The organism is Ruminococcoides intestinihominis (assembly GCF_040096285.1).
Classification (GTDB): domain Bacteria; phylum Bacillota; class Clostridia; order Oscillospirales; family Acutalibacteraceae; genus Ruminococcoides; species Ruminococcoides intestinihominis.
This window is the reverse complement of record NZ_JBBMEY010000005.1, coordinates 52,823-72,913: the sequence shown is the minus strand read 5'-3', so window position 1 is coordinate 72,913 and position 20,091 is coordinate 52,823. Positions and strand designations below refer to the sequence as shown.

Below are 20,091 nucleotides of genomic sequence, written 5' to 3'. Positions count from 1 at the left end.
TGCTATTCCTCGCTTTCTTTTTGTTCTTTGTTTTGCTCCGGTATGATAAGCTCACACCAAAGCTGTTCTATCTGTTCACAAGACAATCTGCCATTTAACCAGTTGCCAAGTGTAACGACCATTCCGTCCTGCTCATAGTAGAGCCACTCCTGTGTTTCAATGTTCCCCTCATACACGAGGGTCACATCAAAATCAGGCATAAATAATCCTTCCTCTGCATCCCATACACAGGCTATTCCCTGTCTGAGTGTCAGATTCAGGCTTTCGACATACACAGACCAGCCGCTTACGACTATCTGAAAGTCATCATCAATCTCTGCAATATCATCCTCGATGTCAATTAGCTCTTCCATTTCCGATACTGCCTCTTCTATCTCACCTAACCGGTATCTCTTATTCATCCATCACCGCCTCCTTATAAATGCACCTGACCACAAAACGCATGGTTCCTTTCTGGGAACAGGTAAAAAGAGTTAGTTCTTTTTCATCGCCCTGTGTCTTGATGCTGTTATCATACGGATTTACTACCTCTGTCTCTGTTACCTCATAAATATGCTTCAGCCCATTTTTGTCGGTTATCATTACTTCATCACCTATGGATATCTGACTTAGTGGTGTAAAAAATGTGCCATATCTGCTGCCATTGTGACCGCACAATACACAGTTGCCACTCTCCCCAATCCCTGCTGTTTCTTCTATATGACCGACCCCGGCATTAAGCACTTTACTTGTGGTTCCTTCCATTACCGGATACCGGATATCTATGCCCGGTATCTCAATGATACCGATAACACCGCCTTCTTTAAGAATGGCTTCATCCTCTTTACTAATGGAGGTTTGCTCTTCCTCCACATCTGTTTCTTCATCGTAATCATCCTCCAATGTCTGCTCAAATTCACTTATGAGCTGTTCTGTCTGTTTTTCTCCGGTTGCCCGCCAGAAAAAAGGGACTGCCATAATGGCAATCCCTGCTGTAATCAGTAGTCCTGCGACCACTTTTCTTATGCTCATATTATTCACTCTCCTATCGTGTTCTGCCCTCTCTGTCGGCTGGATAAGCACCTTTATCCTCTGCTACAATTGCTGCAGATTCCATCCTGTCATCTGCTTCTCTTTCTTTCTCCGGTCCGCTCAGGTCTGCATCCACAGCCTTTGCGTTCTCAAGGTCAAGCTGGACATTCAGTTCACACTGTCTTGCCAGCTTTTCTTCCAGCTCCGTGCTATATGCAAATGGCTTATCATACTCAGTCTTTGATGCTTCAAGGTCATTCTGGTACTGCTCAATCTTCTTTTCTAAGAAATCAATGTTCTCATGGAGTCCATTGAACAGGTTTTCAAGCTTCACCATACTGCCGACTGGACTGGTGGAAAGCTCTGCTTTATACTCTGTCTTTCCACGAAGCACCATATAATTGATGCCAAGGAAGTTCTTTTCCACAAGCAGATCAAATCCGTGAAATTTGCCGATTGCAGTTGTCTCTCCGGTCTTGCACTTGCTGATTGCTTCAAGCATCATCGTTCCACCATCCACACGCTCAGTATAGGTTGCTTTGCCTATGGTAATGGCAAATTCCGGATTATCAATCAGTTCTTTATCCCTTGCCTTTACATCTTCTCTTACATTGGCAAGCTTTTCTGTAGCTGTCTTAATGAGCTTCGGATACTTGATCATAAAGTTATCCTGCAAGCCATATCTCTGATTGTCATAGGATGCCTTTAAGAGCTTTAATCTCTGGACATCATTGTCAATCTCCATCTTTTCCTTGATTAAAGGATTGCCTGTAGCAACCGCCTTAATCTCTGCATAGGAAAGTGTTGCCTCGTCGATATCCTCACAGCTTCGGCTTACCGCCTTGCTTGTCATGACCTGACTGATGAAACGCTGCTTATTTTCGACGAGTGACCAGTTGTATGCATCAAAGGTTCCTTTGGTGACATATCTGTAGATTGCAACCTCTTCATTTTCATTGCCCTGCCTGATGCCTCGTCCTTCCCTCTGTTCAATGGAGCTTGGCTTCCAAGGACAGTCCACATGATGCATTGCAACAAGGTGTGTCTGCACATTTACACCTGTTCCACACTTGTCCGTAGAACCGATAAGCACTTTCTTTTTACCCGTCCTCATCTCCTTAAAGAGTGCATCCCTCTGAGCATCGGTCTTGGCATCATGGATAAATGCTATCTCATCTGCCGGAATACCATACTGCACCAGTGTTTCCTTCAGATAATCATAGATGGTAAAGTCTTTATCCGGTCCCGGTGTGCCGATGTCCGAAAAAATAAGCTGGCAGCCTATATGACCGTTGGCATTTCCTTTCTCATATTCCTTCCAGACATTCTCCGCTACCTTATTGAGCTTTCCATCCGGATTATTTGGTGCATCCTTATCAATCAGCCTTGCATCTGTTCCGAGAAGTCTTGCCTCATGGGTAATCTTTAGGAAGTTATCCACGCTTGGATCAACTCCACCGCCTCTGATACGCTCTGCCCTCACAACAAAGTCTTCCATGACCTGCTTCACATACCAGTCAGGCTCCGACTCCACTATGATAGGCTTGCCACCTCTGAGGGCTGGCACATCAAGGTCAAGCATGTCGGCTGTCTGCACATCTGCTACCTCACGGAAGATATTCATAAGCTCCGGCAGATTCGTAAACTTATTAAATCTGCTCTTAAAACGGAATCCGCTTCCCTCTACAGTAAGCTCCAGTGCTGTTGTCACTTCACCAAAGTTCGCTGCCCACGAATCAAAGTGATAGATTCCCATCTCTTCAAGTGCTGCTTTCTGCAAGTAAAGCTGCATGACATACATCTCACACATGGTATTGGATATTGGCGTACCTGTCGCAAATACAATGCCTCTGCCATCATTTATCTCAGACAAATACTGGCATTTAAGCTGCATATCCGTTGACTTCTTAGCTCCACTGCTGCTGATACCTGACACATTATTCATCTTGGAAAAAATCGCAAGGTTCTTAAAATTGTGCGCTTCGTCAACCATGATAGAGTCCACACCAAGTTCCTCAAAGGTTATAAGGTCATCCTTCCTGCTCTCATCTGATAAGGATTTCAGCTGCTCCTCCAGCTTTTTCTTCTGGCTTTCCATCTGTTTTACAGTCCAACGCTCCCCGTTACGCTCCTTCATCTCATCAATCGCATAGCTGATTTCATCAATCTGCTCGTTAAGCATTCGCTCCTTTCTCTCTGCGGAGATTGGGATTTTCTCAAACTGCGAGTGTGACATGATAATGCAGTCATAGTCACCTGTCGCAATCCTTGATACAAACTGCTTTCTGCGGCTTTTTTCAAAATCACGCTCTGTGGCAACTAAGATATTTGCTGACGGATAAAGCCTTAAAAACTCTGATGCAGTCTGCCCGATAAGTGGCTTTGGAACAACCATGATTGTCTTATTGGCAAGTCCGAGTCTCTTCTGCTCCATGCAGGCAGCCATCATCTCAAAGGACTTTCCGGCACCGACACAGTGTGCAAGCAGTGTGTTTCCTCCGAGAAGGATTCTAGCCACCGCATTCTTCTGATGAGGCTTTAGCTCAATCGCCGGATTCATTCCCGGAAACTGTAAATGGCTTCCGTCATACTCACGCAAGCGGATGTTATTGAATGTCTCGTTGTAATACTCCACATACTTCTGTCTTCGCTCCGGCTCTGCAAACAGCCATTCCTTGAACCTCTCCTTGATCATGTTCTGTTTTTCTCTTGCAAGCATTGTCTCATTCTTATTGACTTCGTAATGATATTTGCCATCACCGTCATCAATCCTGTCCCTTACTGTTACAGTTTTAAGATTCAGCGTATCCTCAAAAATAGAATAAGCATCCATGCGGCTTGTACCATAGGTCTTAGTAGCTGCCACTGAATGCTTATCCATGCTCTTATTCTCGATGAACCATTCCATGCTCATCTTATTTAAGTGTACCTGAATGCCTGTATTGTAAAACTGGCTTCTGACTGCTCTTGCACGTCTTGGTGTATTGAGAAGTTCATAGATAAACTGCTCATAATCAAGCGGTTCAATCCATGTCGTACCAATCTTTACATCAATATCTGAAGCTTCAATCCATTCCGGCTGCACCTTTTCAAGTGCTGCCACATTGCCTGCAAATCTTTCTGCCTGTGGATTGTCTGTATCAGCCGCCATAGCTTTTGCTACACGAAGCTTGTCTCTCACATTTCCGGAAAGATACTCGTCTGCTGTCTCCCAGCCGATGTCCGGATTATTCTCGTTGTATCGGTCGGGATTAAGGAAAATCAGTCCGTCCAGCTCTTCCACAAGAACTGCCCTTCTAAGCTGTGCCAAAGCATCTTCACTAAATGTTATCTCATCAGCTGTCTGCCCGGACTTTTCAGCAAGCTCTTCCTTTGCATTTGTAATATCCGGCTCATAGATAGAGAGCATATAGGCAAGATTTACATATCCAAATTCATTGACGGATACATTTAATGCTTCCACAGCGGTCTCTACTCTGTCTATGACAGTCTTTGCCTTAATCGTCTGCTTATAAAACATATCCGCTTTTTTCACCTCCCCGTCTTCATTTACTTCCTCAAGGCTGCAAAGAAGCGGGTAATCGCTGTCATCCCTGAAAGCTATTCTGTTTGCTTTTGAAGTAATGGCTCCATACTGCTTTATAAAGACATCGTATTTCACATTAAGAAGTCTCTGCTTATCAGAAAGCTCCTCCTCGCTGCAGCCATCCATCTGGATATCAATCAGCTCTCTTGTTATCTGTCTGATTTCGTCAAGACTTCTGATTCTCTCCTCGGCAGTCTGTGATACCTCTTTTCTTACCATCTCGGAATTTTCCCTATAATAGAGCTTTCCTTCAAAAAATGTGTAAGTGTAGTTTCTCACATCCGAATCAGCCGGGATAACTTCCTCCGTCTGCTCCGCCTCATCTGCCACTCTCTCAAAATCTGTCATCTGTGCTTTGATATTACCGATAGCTTTGTTTAGTGCTTCATACATATTGAAGTTCTCATCATTATTCACACAGACTGTATATCTGCTGTCCTGTCCATAAATCCTTGTATCATATTCCATAGATCCAAGCATCATCTCCGGATGCTCTGCAAAATAAGAGTTAACTGCAATGCCATTCTCAGTTACACCAAGGTGTACCCAGTCAGGCTCAATATCAATCTTTCTCTCCCTTTTCTGCAGAAACAGGATATCTGCTGTCACTTCGGTTCCTGCATTGTCTTTAAATGCAGTATTCGGAAGTCTTATCGCTCCCACAAGTTCTGCTCTTTCAGCCAGATACTTTCGGATAGTAGGATTTGCCTTATCAAGTGTTCCCTTTGTGGTAATTACTGCAACCATGCCTCCCGGTCTTACCTGATCAAGTGCTTTTGCAAGGAAGTAATCGTGGATACGGAAGTTATACTTGTTGTACTTTGGATCAAATACCTTATAATCACCAAATGGCACATTTCCGACAACCACATCAAAGAAGTTATCCGGATATGTGGTATTCTCAAATCCTGTGATACTGATATTGGCATTCTGATAAAGCTGCTTTGCAATTCTTCCTGAAATGCTGTCAAGCTCCACCCCATACAGCTTACTTCTCTGCATTGGTGCCGGCATACTTCCAAAGAAGTTACCGATACCCATAGATGGCTCTAATACATTGCCGCCTCTGAAACCAAACTGGACAAGTGCCGAATTTATGCACATGGCAATCTCCGGTGAAGTATAAAAGGCGTTATTTACTGTTGCCCTTGCAGCACTGTATTCCTCATCAGATAAAAGGTCTTTAAGCTCTGCATATTCTTTGCTCCAGCCTGCGTTTTCCTCATCAAATGCCTGTGACAGTCCGCCCCATCCGACAAACTTCGACAGAGTTTTCTGTTCCTCAGGTGTGGCAAGCCTGTTCTCTGATTCAATCTGCTTTAAAGTGCGGATTGCATCCATATTCCACTGGTATCTGGTCTTGGAACCGCCTTTTTCCATTTCCCAGAGATTGTAATGGAAATTGTGCTTCGTTTGTCCGTCAACATTCTTCTCATTTTCAAGACTTTCTACTTTCTGTACTGGCTCCTGCTTTGGTGTAAAATCCACAGTTTCCTGTGATTCTGTATCAGCCTGAATATCATCCACAGATACTGATACCACATCATCTGAAACTACATGTCCATTCTCATCGATCTTGGTATTCCAGCCATTTGCAATCGCTCTTTCCCTGGTTTCAAGACGATTGGCTCTTACACTATCCTCGATATCAAAGAATCTCTTATAGACCGGATTCATCTTATCCCTGTCAGCTTTCTGCTTTGTCTCCTGATAATACTTTTTCTGGTCTTCTCCACAGTAAAATGGCTGTTTTACCATATAAGATAAGATTTCATATAACTCACGCCAGTCGAGAGCACCTTCCTTTCGCACACCATTCCTGTTCTTATAGCTGATCTTCACATATCCGCTTCTGATTGAGTACTCCACAAGACCATACTTATTGTTGGAATATGCTTTTCTTTCTGCATTATCTGTCCCTAATGCAATATCCCTGATAAGGTCAAGTTTATTTGGCATAAATGCAAAATCAGACTGCACCACATCCATAAGGAATGCCCTAAACGGAGTGTAGCAGCTGCAATCTGTTACAAGAATCTCCGCCGCATCACGCAGGTCTTCATCAAGCTCTGCAATACGCTTGGCATAATCAATCGGTGTAATATACTGAAGCTCTGATGGATCTTTTTCAGTTGTTTCAGCTTCTATCTCTGCACCATATTCTGCCTGTGTTACCATGCGGTCTTCATCGGCAGTTTCCTGTGGTGTCATGCCTTTTGCACTTACATAATCTCTGTTAGAAGCATAGCTCTCCGGCTCATCCGGTATTGCATAATCATCAATCTCTGATTCTGCCTCCTCCGGTTCCACTTCCCGGTATTCGGCATCAATGACCTCATCATCCTCACGGAGTCCGTCCATCGCAAGCTCATCAATACGAGGTGTCTCAGGCTGGTATTCCCCTGTAAGAATAAGGACACCAAGCTCTTTTTCGATATCTTTCCACGAAACATATCCTTCAACCTCTCCATCCTCATCTCGCCACTGAAAACGCAGTCCATTCCCATGAAATGTGTCATATCCGTGCAGTCCCAGTCCGTCAACCGGCCAGCCTGCACCTCCCTGACCATATTCTGCTTTGATACGCTTTGCTCTGGTTCCTGCATCAATCTCTGTTTCAAAAATCTTGCATACCCTGCCCTTGCCACCGATAAAACCCGTACCTCTCATAAGCACCTGTTTGATATACTCACCTGGTACTGTTGCAGACTTTTTGGGATTCAGGTAATTGTATTTACCTGCTAATGCAGCTTTTCTGTCCTGCTCGAACTGACGCATAAACTGATTATTGTTTTCATCCTCAGTATGAATGGTGCCAATGCTTGCCTGCCCGTTCTGGTCGAAAAAAAAGGAAGCCTGTGTATATTCGGCTTCCTTACTAACACCCAATGAATTGATTTCATCAAGTTCCCTATTCAGTTCTGTATCATCTGATTCTAGTGGAATCGCATCACTATCTGATTCAGTACCACTTCCTCTGCCTGCATCTTCGCCTGCTCTCTTATCTTCCACATCTCCATTGTCGATGACGGATTCTGTGGCTTGTGCTTCGCCAGATACTGCATCTCCAGCTGGTCGTACAGCTGGTTCGCTTCCTCCTCTACCGCTGACATCTTCTCGTACATCTTCCCGAATCTCATCAGCGTCTTGTATCTTGCCGGCTCGTTCTCCTTTAGATAGTTCATCGCCATCCTTCCGTATTTGCCCAGCTTCGTGAGATCCTCCGTCTCGTCCGGCATCTCTATCTGCGGATAAAGCAGTCCGTCCACTTCCTTGTAAGTCATTTCTTCTAACATATCCAATTCTCCTTTCGCTCTCGATTACCTTTAAGTTACGACTAAATTCTCTAAGAACACTACAGGAGACATCGCATACAATGGAACCAAGACGGTAAATGATCTCTTCGGCTTTGATATTTACGATCTGACTAAAATCCTGTTCTTGCACAGATAAGTCAAATCCGCATCTCGTCCCTACAGCATACATGACACTTGCATATACAAACTGCTCCATGTCCATTTCCTGCTGTAAGCCATTGCGTTTCTTACTTTCTTCCTTTATCACACTACCTGATAGCTGCATAAGCTCGGTCATTTGGTCTTTGAACTCTTCTTTTATTATAAGCCAAACATCTGTTCCTGTAAACTGTTTTAATATATTTTTTAGAGACTCCCTGTCGCTGTTATCGTACTGCTCAATCTGACCTTCTGATACAAGAAAATCCACATAATCTTTAAGATTTTCTCCCTCAAGGTCCCATGTCAGCTTAACATTCTTCCCTCCGGTGTCACTGATATCAAAGATATACCTCATGCGTGGATTCAGTGCCCTTGATGGGAAGATAGCGCAGCCTTTCGCACCACGCTTTACATATCTTCCCACCTTTTTCCAGGTATCATAATCTGCCATGAGTGTGCTTTTTTCCGGAGGTCTCTGAGCTGTTACCATAACGATATTGTCAAATTCATAGCGGTATAACTGACCTGCGACCTTTAACACATCCTTCCAGTTCTTTTCTGATCTGGTGATGTTACCAATCTCAGAATCGTATATCGCTTTGACCTTCATATCAACGCCCATACCTTTGTCCTCCTCTACTTAAACATCTCTGCAAACAATCCCTTAAATAGCTTTAACTCATCCTTATCCAGCTCGATTGCAAATTCATTGTCGATTGCCTGTTTTTCGCATTTATCCTTTTTCTTTGCAATCTTACGCACCACACGAAGAAGCACATAGCACTCCTTGGAATTTGCAATGCTCTGTTTAAAGGTCAGCTCATCCTCATCGACTGACTTCTGTGTCTGATAGATAATCTCTTTTAACTTATCATTGATACTATCTACTTCCTCAAGGGAAATAATAACGGATGCCTTAGAAGCACCCGATCTGTCCCACTCCTTATGAAGTTCCTTTACCAAAAACTCCATATTTTTAATTACTGTTGTTGAATCACTTTTCATCTTGTTCTTCCTCCGTTTTCTTTTAATGAAGAAGGGAGCTGACCTTCGCTGATAGGCGCAAAATCAACTCCCTTCATGTCCTCTGCTCCAAGGACTATCTGCTCTGCATAATACATATCCATTGCCTTATTGATGGCATCGTCAAGCGACTCTGCCTTTACTTTCTGTACTCGTGAAAGCACTTCTTTTATCTCAACATCAAATTCCTGTTCCATATGATATCGCCTCCTGTAAAAATCTCATCACCGGCTCTTTTCTTCCTTTACCTGTCTTTCCTTAAAGCCCTTATCGTACTTTCCATCTTCCAGCCTGTCGTAAAAACAATCCTCTTCAATCGTTCCGAAATCCTCATACATCTGGTGAAGGAAGTCATTCTGCAGCTTCTTTGGTACATCATCATCCTTTGACATATCCTGAAAAAAATAGAACTTCTGCTTTAGCTTTGCCCTGTAATCATAGATATCCTCTATCTTTTCCGGTGTGCCATACTCCCTCTTGTATGCCTTGAAATTCGTGGTTGAGAGTGTGGAACCAAGATAAATGCCATGCTCCCACGATACCCCGATTGTGGTATTGTCCTTTGTAGGCTTCTCATCCTTCGGATAACGCTTATACTCTGTCGCACCAAGGGCGATTGTAAGGGAACCTGACTTCATATCCATCACCACAAGATTCCTTGGTGATAATGCTTCAAGCACCATGTAATCATGGTCATTGAAGTTATGAAATGTCTGTCCCCTTTCAAATGAGCGGTTCTCCATTTCATAATGCAGGTTAAAATCATCCACCCAGCCCTTATCGGTCATTCCAATCTCCTTAAGCTTTGCAACACATTCAGAAGAACTGGCTTCTTTATCAAACCGAAATTCTTTGGAATCGTTATAAAACCCCTGAAGAAAATGTCCCAGCTGAATATCATCCAGACAGAATCTCGCAGATAAAGTTACATTTGCTGCCCTGTAATACTCTGCGAAGTTATCTGCTTCACCAAGTGTTCTTCCAAGCTGCAACAAATTGTCTGCAAGCTCTGACATGTCATCAACTGCTATAAAACTCTTATAATCATCCAGAGTCATCAGCATATTTGTCTCTGTTCCCCTGTCGTTTTCTGTTACCAGTATCATATCGTTTAAATCCATTCTTACCTCCAGTCTCAGAGAGGGACTATGCCCTCTCTGCAAATTTCCTGTTATGGCCTTCCTATCACAACAATCTTTCCTGTGCTTGCCACATCCCTATAGACCACACCAAGACTTTCATTAAGTGCCTCTACCACCTTGCCATTTCCGACATATACTGCCACATGGCTGATGTTCTTATATCTTCCGTTGCTTGTAAAACTGTAGAAGATAAGGTCTCCCGGCTGTAACTCATCAAAGGAGACAGTCTTTCCGGCTTCATCCAGTCCCTGTGCCTCCGCTGCCGCTGTGGTTGCACCGCCGTAACTAATATCCACACCTGCATCTTTCCATGAATAATAGGCTAAGGAGCTGCAGTCATAATAGTTACCGCTATCTCTTAAATCTTGACTATAAGGAAAGCCAACTCTGTGAAGTGCATAGGAGCAGACTGTTTTCTGCCTGCTGTCTGTAATTCCACTAAGGATGGCATTGATTTCATCCTCAGTCATGGAGCTTACTCCCGGACTTCCGCCTCCGCCGCCACTTCCGCTTCCGGCATATCCAAGCTGTCCCATAAACTCCGGACTCATGATCTGCTCAAGCATTTCCACCTGATCAGAATTAAATCCATAGACTGAAATCATATCCCTGTACGATTTCAGCGTCACATTCACATACAGAACAGACTTCGTGACAGTAGTCACATTGCCGTCTGCATCCGTTTCTTCCACATCCTTTGTTCCGGTGCTTGTGGTGTATGAACACATATCATTTACAACTGCCTGCAGCCAGCCTTTAGAAGTATCATTCATGACTGTTGCAGTATCTCCGACACCATGCTTGACCATATAGACTGCCATGATGTCATAGTAATTGCTTGGATTTTCTTCCATACCTTCATAATCCACATATACAAGCTCTCCAAGGTCATATCCGGTATGCTCATTCACTTTCGTGTTCACATCCCGGTTAAACTCCTGCACATAGGCACTCGTTACTGTCTGCACGGTATCTCCTGATTCAAGTGGTGGCAGGAATAAAGCAAATGGAGAATTGTAAAGGATTGCTATCACCGCTATAACCGGAACCGCAATCATGGCAACTACAAGAACAAGTAATAAAAGCACCAATCCGATAATCGGTGCAGCTGCCTTTACCCAGGTAATCGCTTTTCGCACAATCAGATCCTTTACCAGCTTTGCCACGCTGTCTGTCTGATTCTCCTGTGCTTTCATCTTATCCAGAAAGAATTTTATCTTCCTGCTCCGGTTGGTCATCTTTTCATCCTTGACCTCTATGGACACACCTGCAGCATATCCGGCTGCCATGCCGATTGCAGTACCAACTCCCGGTGCAACCGCTGTTCCTGCCGCTGTAGCAGCTGCCTTTGTCGCAGTTTTTGTTGCAACCTTGGCAGTTGTCTTGGCGGTTTCTTTTGCCGTCTCTTTAGCTACCGTCTTGGCTGTATCTTTGGCAGCTTTCTTTGCTGTCTTTTTTGCCAGCTTCTTTCCTGCCTCTACCTTCTTGATCCGCTTCTTTGCCTCGGCTGCCGCCTTTTTCCTGAAAAGTGCTGCACCCTTAGAAGCAGTTCCGGTAACAGGTCGGCTTGCTTCATATGCAAGATATGCTGCCTGTGATACCTCCTGCCCGCCTTCCACCTGCTCTGTTACAGCTCCGGCTGCAAGTACACCTGTTCTTCCTGCTATGTGAAGATTGGTATTCTTGGTCTTGATGGAAGTGTTTGATTCTTTAAGGTTTCGCTTGAATCTTGATAGTCCCTTATTCTTCGGCTCTGACTGATGAATGGTACTCTTTCGATAGGACTTCTTGTTATCATCAGATACCTTTGCACCGATAGTCTTAGGACCTCTTTCTACTGTATAGATGTTGTTGCCTTTAATCTTGGCACCCTTTGGCTCGTGGGCATGAATCTTGGCTTTCTCCTTGGTGTGAATGACCATTGGCTTGTCATCCACTTTCTTTATCTTCAATGTTCTCACCTTCTTTCACTCAAAATGCAAAACAGCCACCCAGCTTCCCGGATGGCTATGCTTTGAGGTCGCAAATTGCGACCTCTATCAACATTATTCGACATTGTTCTGCATTTCACGCTTCTTCTGTTCTGCAATCTTCTCGTGAATATTGGTGTTATACAGTCTGTAAAGGTCTGTATCTTTGCTAATCTGATTATCAAACGGAATCACCACAGAACCACACTTGATAAGTCCCATTCCCGATACAGTATTGGTTACGAATCTTAGCTGTGCCTCTGATACCCCGATAACTTCCGCCATCTTGGAACTGTCTGTGTTCGCCTGCTTTAAGAGAGCTACAAACTCTGAGTTTGCAAGCATTGTGGTTGCTGTGTAATTCTGCAACAGATCGACGACATTCTGCGTGATACCGGTACAAAGACCTCCCTGCTTTCTTACTTTCTTCCAGAGCTGCTGCAGATATTTTGCAGAATACTCCGAATTAAGCAGGACATGGAACTCATCAATATAGAGCCATGTTGCCTTGCCTCTCTTACCATTCTCAACAATCCTGTTCTGAATGGACTCCATCATGACAAGCATTGTGATAGGACTAAGCTCTGTACCTAAGTCCCTGATGCCATATACTGTGAATCTGTTATCCACATCCACATTTGTCTGGTGGTTGAAGATGTTAAGCGAACCATTTACAAAAAGTTCCAAAGACAATGCAATGTCCTTTGCCTCGTCCTCCGGCTGCGCCATAAGAATATCGTAGAAATCACTCATTACAGGGATATACTTCTCTTTGCTCCTTGCAATGTCGATATACAGTTTTCTCACACAGCGGTCGATGATTGACTTCTGTCTTGAATTTAAACTGTCCCCGATACACTGCTCACAAAGTCCAAGCATAAACTCGCCCTTCTCTCTAACCATTCCCTTGGAATCATTCGGATCAAGGCTCCATACATCCATCTCCAGCGGATTCACATAGTTATCCGTGTAGGTAGACATATTTACCACTGTTCCACCATAAGTATCAGCTATATCAAAGTACTCGTTCATTGGATCTATAACGATTATTTCATCATCACCCGACAAGAATACGCTGCCCATCTCCATCTTACAGAAGAAGGATTTACCGGAACCAGGCACACCAAATACAAAGCCATTTCCGTTGATGAGCTTCTTTCTGTTACCGATATTCACATTCTTGCTGATCTGGTTGATACCATAATAGTTGCCTGTGCTGTCATTAAGCTCCTGCACATTGAATGGCATAAGTACCGCAAGTGACTGAGTAAGAAGGGTACGCATTGTCTCCACCTGTCTTACACCAATCGGAAGTGCTGTGTTGAGAGCTTCCCTCTGCTTTAAGTAGTGTGTATCAATCGTGCAGCTGTTACGCTTTCCGATGGTCTCCACAGTCTCACATACACTCTCAAGCTCCTTCTTGCTTTCTGCCATAAGAATAATGGTTACTCCCACGAAGAAAAGGCACTGGTCATTCTCACGGACATCATCCATGATTTCCTCAATCTCCTTTTTCTCCGTTCTCTTGGCATATGAGATTTCCGTAGAAAAATCGTTATTCTTATTACGGACTCTCTGCTGCTTAATGATATCCGACTCAATACCAAGGTATTTCTTCTGAAGCACCTTTGTGGTCAGATCCTTTGGTACGGGCACCACATCAATGCTCGTGATGGAATGAACCGGAAGGGAAGTAATCTCATTGATGAATCTGTCTGACAAACTGCTCGGATACTTTTTGATAAAAAGTGCCTTGCAGAATTTACTCTCATCCTCAAAATGGTCCGGGAAATATTTCACCATCCCATTGCACAGATCATTTCTAAAATCTGCCCCGACCTTCTTTGCCTTTTTGATATCAAAATCAAAACTGCCCTCATCTCCAAGATGATAATAGTCATAGAGCACTTTCAGTCTCTCGTTTCCATTAAGCGGCACAATCTCTGCCCCAAGCTCAATGAAAGCCTTGTGTATCGTTGCCTCAAGTGTTGCAAACTGTGCCTTTGCCTCCTCGAAGTTCTTTCTCTCAATCGTGATTGTCAGGTATCTCTCCTGCTCAATCCCCTGTCTGCCCTCAATAATCTTCTCTTCAATGATGTCATTGTAGATTCTGCGGTAATTATTGAAGCCATCGTTTTTTTCAGCAATCAAAACCTTGTCACGGAGTTCATCCATATTTTTGTTCTTATTGTTGATCGTAATTTTATAATTACAGTCCAGCGAATTTAAGAACTTGCAGTATCTCTCGAAAATACCGATCTGCTCATCCTCGGTTGCTGTCGTGTAATTGATGTCCTGAAAGCGGTAGCATTTGGAATACTTATTTTTGCTTACTTCAAAAATGCCGTTTTCAGCCACCGCCATAATCTCTATGGTTTCCTGAATGGATTTAGGTGTCTTATACAAAGGCTCGCTCGCCTTTTTCAGTAACTTAAATCCGTCTGTAAATAAACCCATGTCTCTAACCTCGCTTTCTTATAATGAAAGCCCGCCGGGAACTTCACCCTGCGGGCTGCGTTCCCGACCTTTCGGTCAGATACTTTTTATCTAATGCATCGCCTTATATGCTGCAATGCCTGCTACTGCTGCAACAATTACTGCAACAAGACCAAGCAGCATATTTCTTGTCTTTTTCTTCATCGCTTCAAATTCCTCCTGCTTCTTTACAGCCGAATCAGCTGTTACAGTCTTCGGTTCAGCCTTTCTGCCTTTCTTCTTTACCTGTTCATTCTGCTCTGCTTCTAACTGCTTTATTGCAGGCTCTCCCTCTGTTGATACATAGGTAAGCGCCCTGTTGCCAAACATAAAATGCAGTTTCTTTCCCATATACTCGTAGAAATTCATCCCATTAAAGGAATAAAATCCGCCAAGAGCAATCGGTGCCACACATGGAATTGCCACATAAGCAGAACCCGTAAGACCGATATACTTGTAAAGAAGAAGGACAATACTGCCACCGACCACTACGCTTGCAATGGAAAATATAAGCTGCCTTGCAGTAAGTCCCATCGCAACCGATTCCTGATAGCGGTCAATATCCTTGTTTACTTCGATTACCATTGTCCCTACCTCCTATCTTGTTAAATCCTTTGTTTCCGGCTTTCTTGTCATTCCAATATTCGCCTCATACTTATCCATTCCATCCGGACACAGTTCCCTAAGCTTATCCACATTGAACAGATAAAGCGGATATTCGCAGAACCCCCTCCTTTGCGTGAATCCTGTAAACTCTCCAATGTCATTGTCTGTAATAAACTTTTCAATATCCGGCATGTCATTCACATTCAGATATCCGCAGTAATTTGGTGCTGCAACCGGCAAATTCACAGTCACATCCCCAAAAGGCTCCTCATATCCATCTTCATTACACATAAGACCGATAAACATTGCCCTGTTATTCATATACTGCTGGATATCAAATGTCACCTGCGTTTCTCCGGTTATACTTGAATTATAAGTAACCTGTTTCTTTTCATTATCCATTTCTGCCTCCTTCTATAATCCAAATGCCTTGCTTGTAAGTGTCTGTGCACCCTTCACGCTTCCAACAGTCATTGCTATCGTAAATGTCATTTCACACAGATATATAAGCGTCTGTGCCCAGTCAGCATAACTTCCTGTAAATGCCGGAAGCCCTGCATTGATAAATGCATTACATACCACAATCGCAAGTGCCATCGTTACTGCCTCAAACACACATGACAGGAAATATTTGCAGTAGGTAGCCATTGTATGACTGACCATTCTGTTTCCTGCCATCGTGGAACAGGCAATCGCACCGAGCGGCACAATAATCAGTATCTTTAAGAACCTGAAATACACTGTGTAGATGATAAAAAATCCACAGATAATAATGATGATTGCAAGCAAAGCTGTAAGTATCAGCATTACCAGACTTTCACCAAATCCGAGTCCTTTAATGATATCTGCCTGTGTACTGTCAATGGCAAGCTGCGTCGTTGTCCCGGCAGATATAAGTCCTACCAGATTTCCTATGGAAGTAAAAAATGCCTTCATAATCGTGACATTATTTGCAACAAACCATTCTGCAAGTCCCAATCGGATAAGCATACGAAATATAGACTCAAACCTCATCTCATCTTTTACATCTATGCTTTCCGAGCAGAAACCGATAACAAAGAACAGCACAACGAGGGATGAGCCAACCGCTACAAAGACCGGCTCAATACCCTCAATAACTGCCCAAGGACCTCCGCCCTTGAAACTGACCGGTGACTGTCCAAGCATTGCAAAGACCAGGGATATCTGATTGTTCCAAAATCCAAACACCGCCTCAAGAAGTGCAAGGATCTTGTCTCCAAGCTTAAAAATATCCATACTTGTTATTCACCTCTTTCCTTTTACTAAAAGGGGAACTCTTTTTCCCCATCTTAGAAGCCTAAGAATGTCAGAACTGTTGAAATACCAGCCATCATGACACCTGCTACAATTCCTTTCAGAGCGGAGTTCATGGTAGATGAATCCTGCTGCTGATAGGCTTGTGCGAACTCCATAACATTCTTTGCAAGAATAATGACACCGACCGCACCAATGACAGCAATAATAAGTGTCTTTAAGTTCTCAAGTGGCTGTGTTACTGCGGAAGTACCTGTACCTGCTGCAAAACAAGTAGTGCTCATAAGCATTACTCCCATAAGTGCCCCGGATAATGCCGGAACGAATCTCTTTTTTAAGTGAATGAATCTACTCTTCATGCCTTTCTCCTCCATCTGATTGTTGTTTGTTGTTGAAATAACCTGTTCTTTTCTCATGTTGTTTAATCTCCTTTTTTGAAGTGACAAAAGCGGAAAAAGCCAGAAAGGAATACACATATTCCAATCCGGCTAGCTTTCCGAACGGAATATATGCATTCCTTTCTGTCCTGTTGATAGTTACTCTATGATAATCAGGCAATGCCTGTTGTACTGGTTAATCGGGCTTTCCCCGATGCGTTTTTGCTGTGACCATCTCCTTTCAAGGTATGAAAAAAAGCACCTTAACCATATTGGCTAAAGTGCTAATTTACTCTCAAATTTGCTTTATTCTAAAAGCATTCCATCAATTATTGCAAACTTTGTCTTAAATATAGATCTATTCTGGCAATATCGTAATATGACATCCTGTACATAAGGTCTTGTACAATAACTGTCTACCACAATCTGTTTATCTTCCTCTTTCTCTATCCTCTTAAATATGCCTTTTGCATTCCAATCCGTCTTTACAGCATCTACTAAATCATTACTCATCTCAAGATGTGATAAAATCGTGGAATTCAACTCGGTTTCTTTAATTTCAGATATTTGTCCATAGTCATTAAGTTGCTTCAATTCTCTCTTAATTGCCTCTGTGTAACTTGTCATATTATTATCTCCTATCAATAAGTATTCAGGTGTTACATCTAGTGCCTTTGCTAGTTGTAAAAGATTATACGCACTTGGCTCTTCATTGAGTCTACCTTGTTCATAACGTCGTATACTCTGAACAGATATATTTGTTATCTTACCCAGCTCTTCCTGTGTATAGTTTCGTATATTACGCAACTCTTTTAATCTATCTGCAAAAGTCTTTTCCGTATTCATCCTGTACCTCCAATATAAAATAATTTCTGTCTTTTGTAACTGCTCACATGTTAGTAGTCCAATAAGCTGAAGCATACCATGTGAGCAAATTATATCATATACTCTGTAATATATCTAAAAACATTACTGCTTCTTTCGATATGAACTCATCTTCTCCACAGTAACCTCCGGATAAAAGTAAGTAAGAATCGTTGCCTTCGGAACTCCTGCCGCAAGTGCCTTCTTCACTTCCTCTTTCTGCTCCGGTGTATATGACCAGTGCAGCATTCGGTTTGTGATTGTATCCTCCCACTTAGGCTTTTCCCTCTCAGGATTCCTTACAGGCTTAGTACCAGCACTTCCATTAGAAGAGTTGGCACATTCTGTAGTATCAGACTTCTGTGACTCATCGACATACTCAAGCTCATTTGCCTGCTCCCTGTCAATCTTTGCTTTCTGCTCTGCCTCATCCTGCATGGAGAATCTTCTGCTTAACTCCACATCACCAAGCATCATAAACTGCTCATAGGTAAGAGAATCTATATACACATTCTCGCCCTTATCCCTCAGCTTTTCATAATACTTAACTGCCTTGTCTGAAAGAATCTCAAATGGCGGACCGATAAGATTATCTGCTCCTCTTATCTGATGAACATAAGGCTCTCCCTTGCCATCTGCTGTCTGGTTAAACATCGGATGATTGAACGGTATGAACTTATTGTCCATGATAGGATCAAAACCACGGATAAAGATAATACATTTCTTATTATCCAGCTTTCTGACTTCATCGGGTGTAAACAATTCTCTGCCTAATACATCATAGTTTCTTGAAGAGCTTCCCTGTCTGCCCTTTGTTTCTCCACTTGACTTCTTATCAATCGTACCTTTTCCAAGCAGCTCTGACACATACTTATGCGTACTCTGCTCGTTTCCACCGAGATAGATGAACGTATCGCAGTTGCCGGGAATTGTCTCCCAGGTATCTTTAAAAAGTGCTTTTAACTGTGCAAAGTTCTGAATAATGATAATACTTGAAATCTCACGGCTTCGCATTGTCGATAACAGTGAACAGAAGTCATCTGGCAATGCGACATTCGCAAATTCATCTAACATAAATGTCACATGGATTGGCAGCCTTCCACCACAGTTAAAGTCTGCCTGATAGTACAATTCCTGAAATATCTGCGTGTATAACATACCGATAATAAAGTTATAGGATTTGTCACTATCAGGGATTACACAAAAGAGTGCTGTCTTTGTCTCACCATCTCCATTTACTCCAATGCCGATATCAGACAGATTAAGCTCATCTTTTGATAGTAAGCGTAAAACCTGCTTATTCTCAAGAAATGCAAGTCTTGAGTTGGCACTGATGATAATGGAACGGACTGTATCTCCTGCACCTCTCATACATTTGTTGTACTGCTTTACTGCCGGATGATTGGCTCCAAGCGGAGAACTTTCCTCTAAAAACTTCATACGCACATCCAGCTTTGATGCCTTTCCCTGCTCTGTAACCTCTGCCTCTCCAAGAAGTTTCAGTACTGTCTCGAAGTTTCTCTTTGCCGGCTGTACCTCCAGCCACACATAATAAAAGATAGACTGTAAGAACAATCCTTCCGCTTTTTCCCAGAACGGATCACTTGGTGTTGCTCCCTTTGGTGTCGTATTGCTGATAAGGTTTGTAATCAGCTTGACCACATCTGTTTCCTCTCTGATATAGGAAAACGGATTGTAACAGTCTGATTTATCCATCTCTAACAGATTTATGACTTTCACATTGTATCCGTTATTCTTTAGCATCTGCCCACAGCTTCTAAGGATTTCTCCCTTTGGATCGGTACAGATAAAGGAACAGTTATGCGGCATCTGCATAAGATTCGGTTTTACTTCATAAAATGTTTTTCCTGCTCCGGATCCACCACAGATAAGGATATTTCCATTGAGCTTGAGTCTCCTGAAATCCAGTGACATCTTCACATTCTGGCTTAATATTCGATTGAAATTCTCATCCTTATCTGCAAGTATCTTGTTGACCTGCTTCGGATTTTCAAACCTCGCCGTACCAAATTCTTTGCCAGGCATATAGTTTCTCTGACTGGTGTAATACATGACAATAGCCATCGCATAGATACCTAATGCAATGGCTACTGCTTTTACTGTATTGGAATTGTAATAATTGGCAAAAGGAACAGCACATACTTCATTGAATCTGTCCATAAATTCATTAAAGGCAATCCCTTCCGTCCACGCACCATTTATCAGATAACCAAGATACCCTGCTAACACTGCACCCACAAGGATGAATATCAGTGACGGCTTTTTCTTTGTTGTCTGCATAGG

The 20,091-nt window shown here is 42.9% G+C and carries 14 protein-coding genes; all 14 read right to left on the bottom strand.

The genetic code is table 11. From position 1 onward, the window contains the following. Window positions 1-2: 2 nt before the first annotated feature. A complete protein-coding gene (locus tag WMO18_RS02620; RefSeq protein WP_367286280.1) occupies window positions 3-401 on the bottom strand; it encodes a hypothetical protein in 399 nt (132 codons plus the stop codon). Then, window positions 394-1,011, bottom strand: a complete 618-nt coding sequence (locus tag WMO18_RS02615; protein ID WP_367286279.1) for a class D sortase — start codon at window positions 1,009-1,011, stop codon at window positions 394-396. Before WMO18_RS02615 ends, WMO18_RS02620 begins: the two co-directional genes overlap by 8 nt. Before the next feature lie 13 nt (window positions 1,012-1,024). Then, the gene (locus WMO18_RS10985) at window positions 1,025-8,677 is read right to left on the bottom strand and encodes a helicase-like domain-containing protein (RefSeq protein ID WP_367286278.1); all 7,653 of its coding nucleotides are present in this window, start codon (window positions 8,675-8,677) and stop codon (window positions 1,025-1,027) included. A 14-nt stretch (window positions 8,678-8,691) separates the two neighbouring features. Then, the gene (locus tag WMO18_RS02605; protein ID WP_158344965.1) at window positions 8,692-9,060 is read right to left on the bottom strand and encodes a hypothetical protein; all 369 of its coding nucleotides are present in this window, start codon (window positions 9,058-9,060) and stop codon (window positions 8,692-8,694) included. Beyond that, window positions 9,057-9,275, bottom strand: coding sequence for a DpnD/PcfM family protein (locus WMO18_RS02600; RefSeq protein WP_055062783.1), 219 nt, complete (start codon window positions 9,273-9,275; stop codon window positions 9,057-9,059). Before WMO18_RS02600 ends, WMO18_RS02605 begins: the two co-directional genes overlap by 4 nt. Before the next feature lie 27 nt (window positions 9,276-9,302). Next, window positions 9,303-10,199, bottom strand: a complete 897-nt coding sequence (locus WMO18_RS02595; protein WP_367286277.1) for a hypothetical protein — start codon at window positions 10,197-10,199, stop codon at window positions 9,303-9,305. A gap of 50 nt (window positions 10,200-10,249) precedes the next feature. Beyond that, window positions 10,250-12,181 (bottom strand): C40 family peptidase, encoded by a 1,932-nt coding sequence (locus WMO18_RS02590; protein WP_367286276.1) that lies wholly within the window; start codon window positions 12,179-12,181, stop codon window positions 10,250-10,252. A gap of 84 nt (window positions 12,182-12,265) precedes the next feature. After that, complete coding sequence (locus WMO18_RS02585) at window positions 12,266-14,647, bottom strand: VirB4-like conjugal transfer ATPase, CD1110 family (protein ID WP_367286275.1); 2,382 nt, start codon at window positions 14,645-14,647, stop codon at window positions 12,266-12,268. A gap of 90 nt (window positions 14,648-14,737) precedes the next feature. After that, window positions 14,738-15,250, bottom strand: coding sequence for a PrgI family protein (locus WMO18_RS02580; RefSeq protein ID WP_367286274.1), 513 nt, complete (start codon window positions 15,248-15,250; stop codon window positions 14,738-14,740). Between the two features lie 12 nt (window positions 15,251-15,262). Then, window positions 15,263-15,673, bottom strand: coding sequence for a DUF4313 domain-containing protein (locus WMO18_RS02575; protein ID WP_367286273.1), 411 nt, complete (start codon window positions 15,671-15,673; stop codon window positions 15,263-15,265). 12 nt (window positions 15,674-15,685) lie between these two features. Continuing rightward, a complete protein-coding gene (locus tag WMO18_RS02570) occupies window positions 15,686-16,528 on the bottom strand; it encodes a VirB6/TrbL-like conjugal transfer protein, CD1112 family (protein WP_004611540.1) in 843 nt (280 codons plus the stop codon). A 53-nt stretch (window positions 16,529-16,581) separates the two neighbouring features. Further along, the gene (locus tag WMO18_RS02565; protein WP_040894197.1) at window positions 16,582-16,962 is read right to left on the bottom strand and encodes a hypothetical protein; all 381 of its coding nucleotides are present in this window, start codon (window positions 16,960-16,962) and stop codon (window positions 16,582-16,584) included. A gap of 267 nt (window positions 16,963-17,229) precedes the next feature. Further along, window positions 17,230-17,769: a helix-turn-helix domain-containing protein gene (locus WMO18_RS02560; RefSeq protein ID WP_227701393.1), complete on the bottom strand. Its 540-nt coding sequence runs from the start codon at window positions 17,767-17,769 to the stop codon at window positions 17,230-17,232. Window positions 17,770-17,892: 123 nt separating this feature from the next. Then, window positions 17,893-20,088: a VirD4-like conjugal transfer protein, CD1115 family gene (locus WMO18_RS02555; RefSeq protein ID WP_118263004.1), complete on the bottom strand. Its 2,196-nt coding sequence runs from the start codon at window positions 20,086-20,088 to the stop codon at window positions 17,893-17,895. Between the last annotated feature and the right edge of the window lie 3 nt (window positions 20,089-20,091).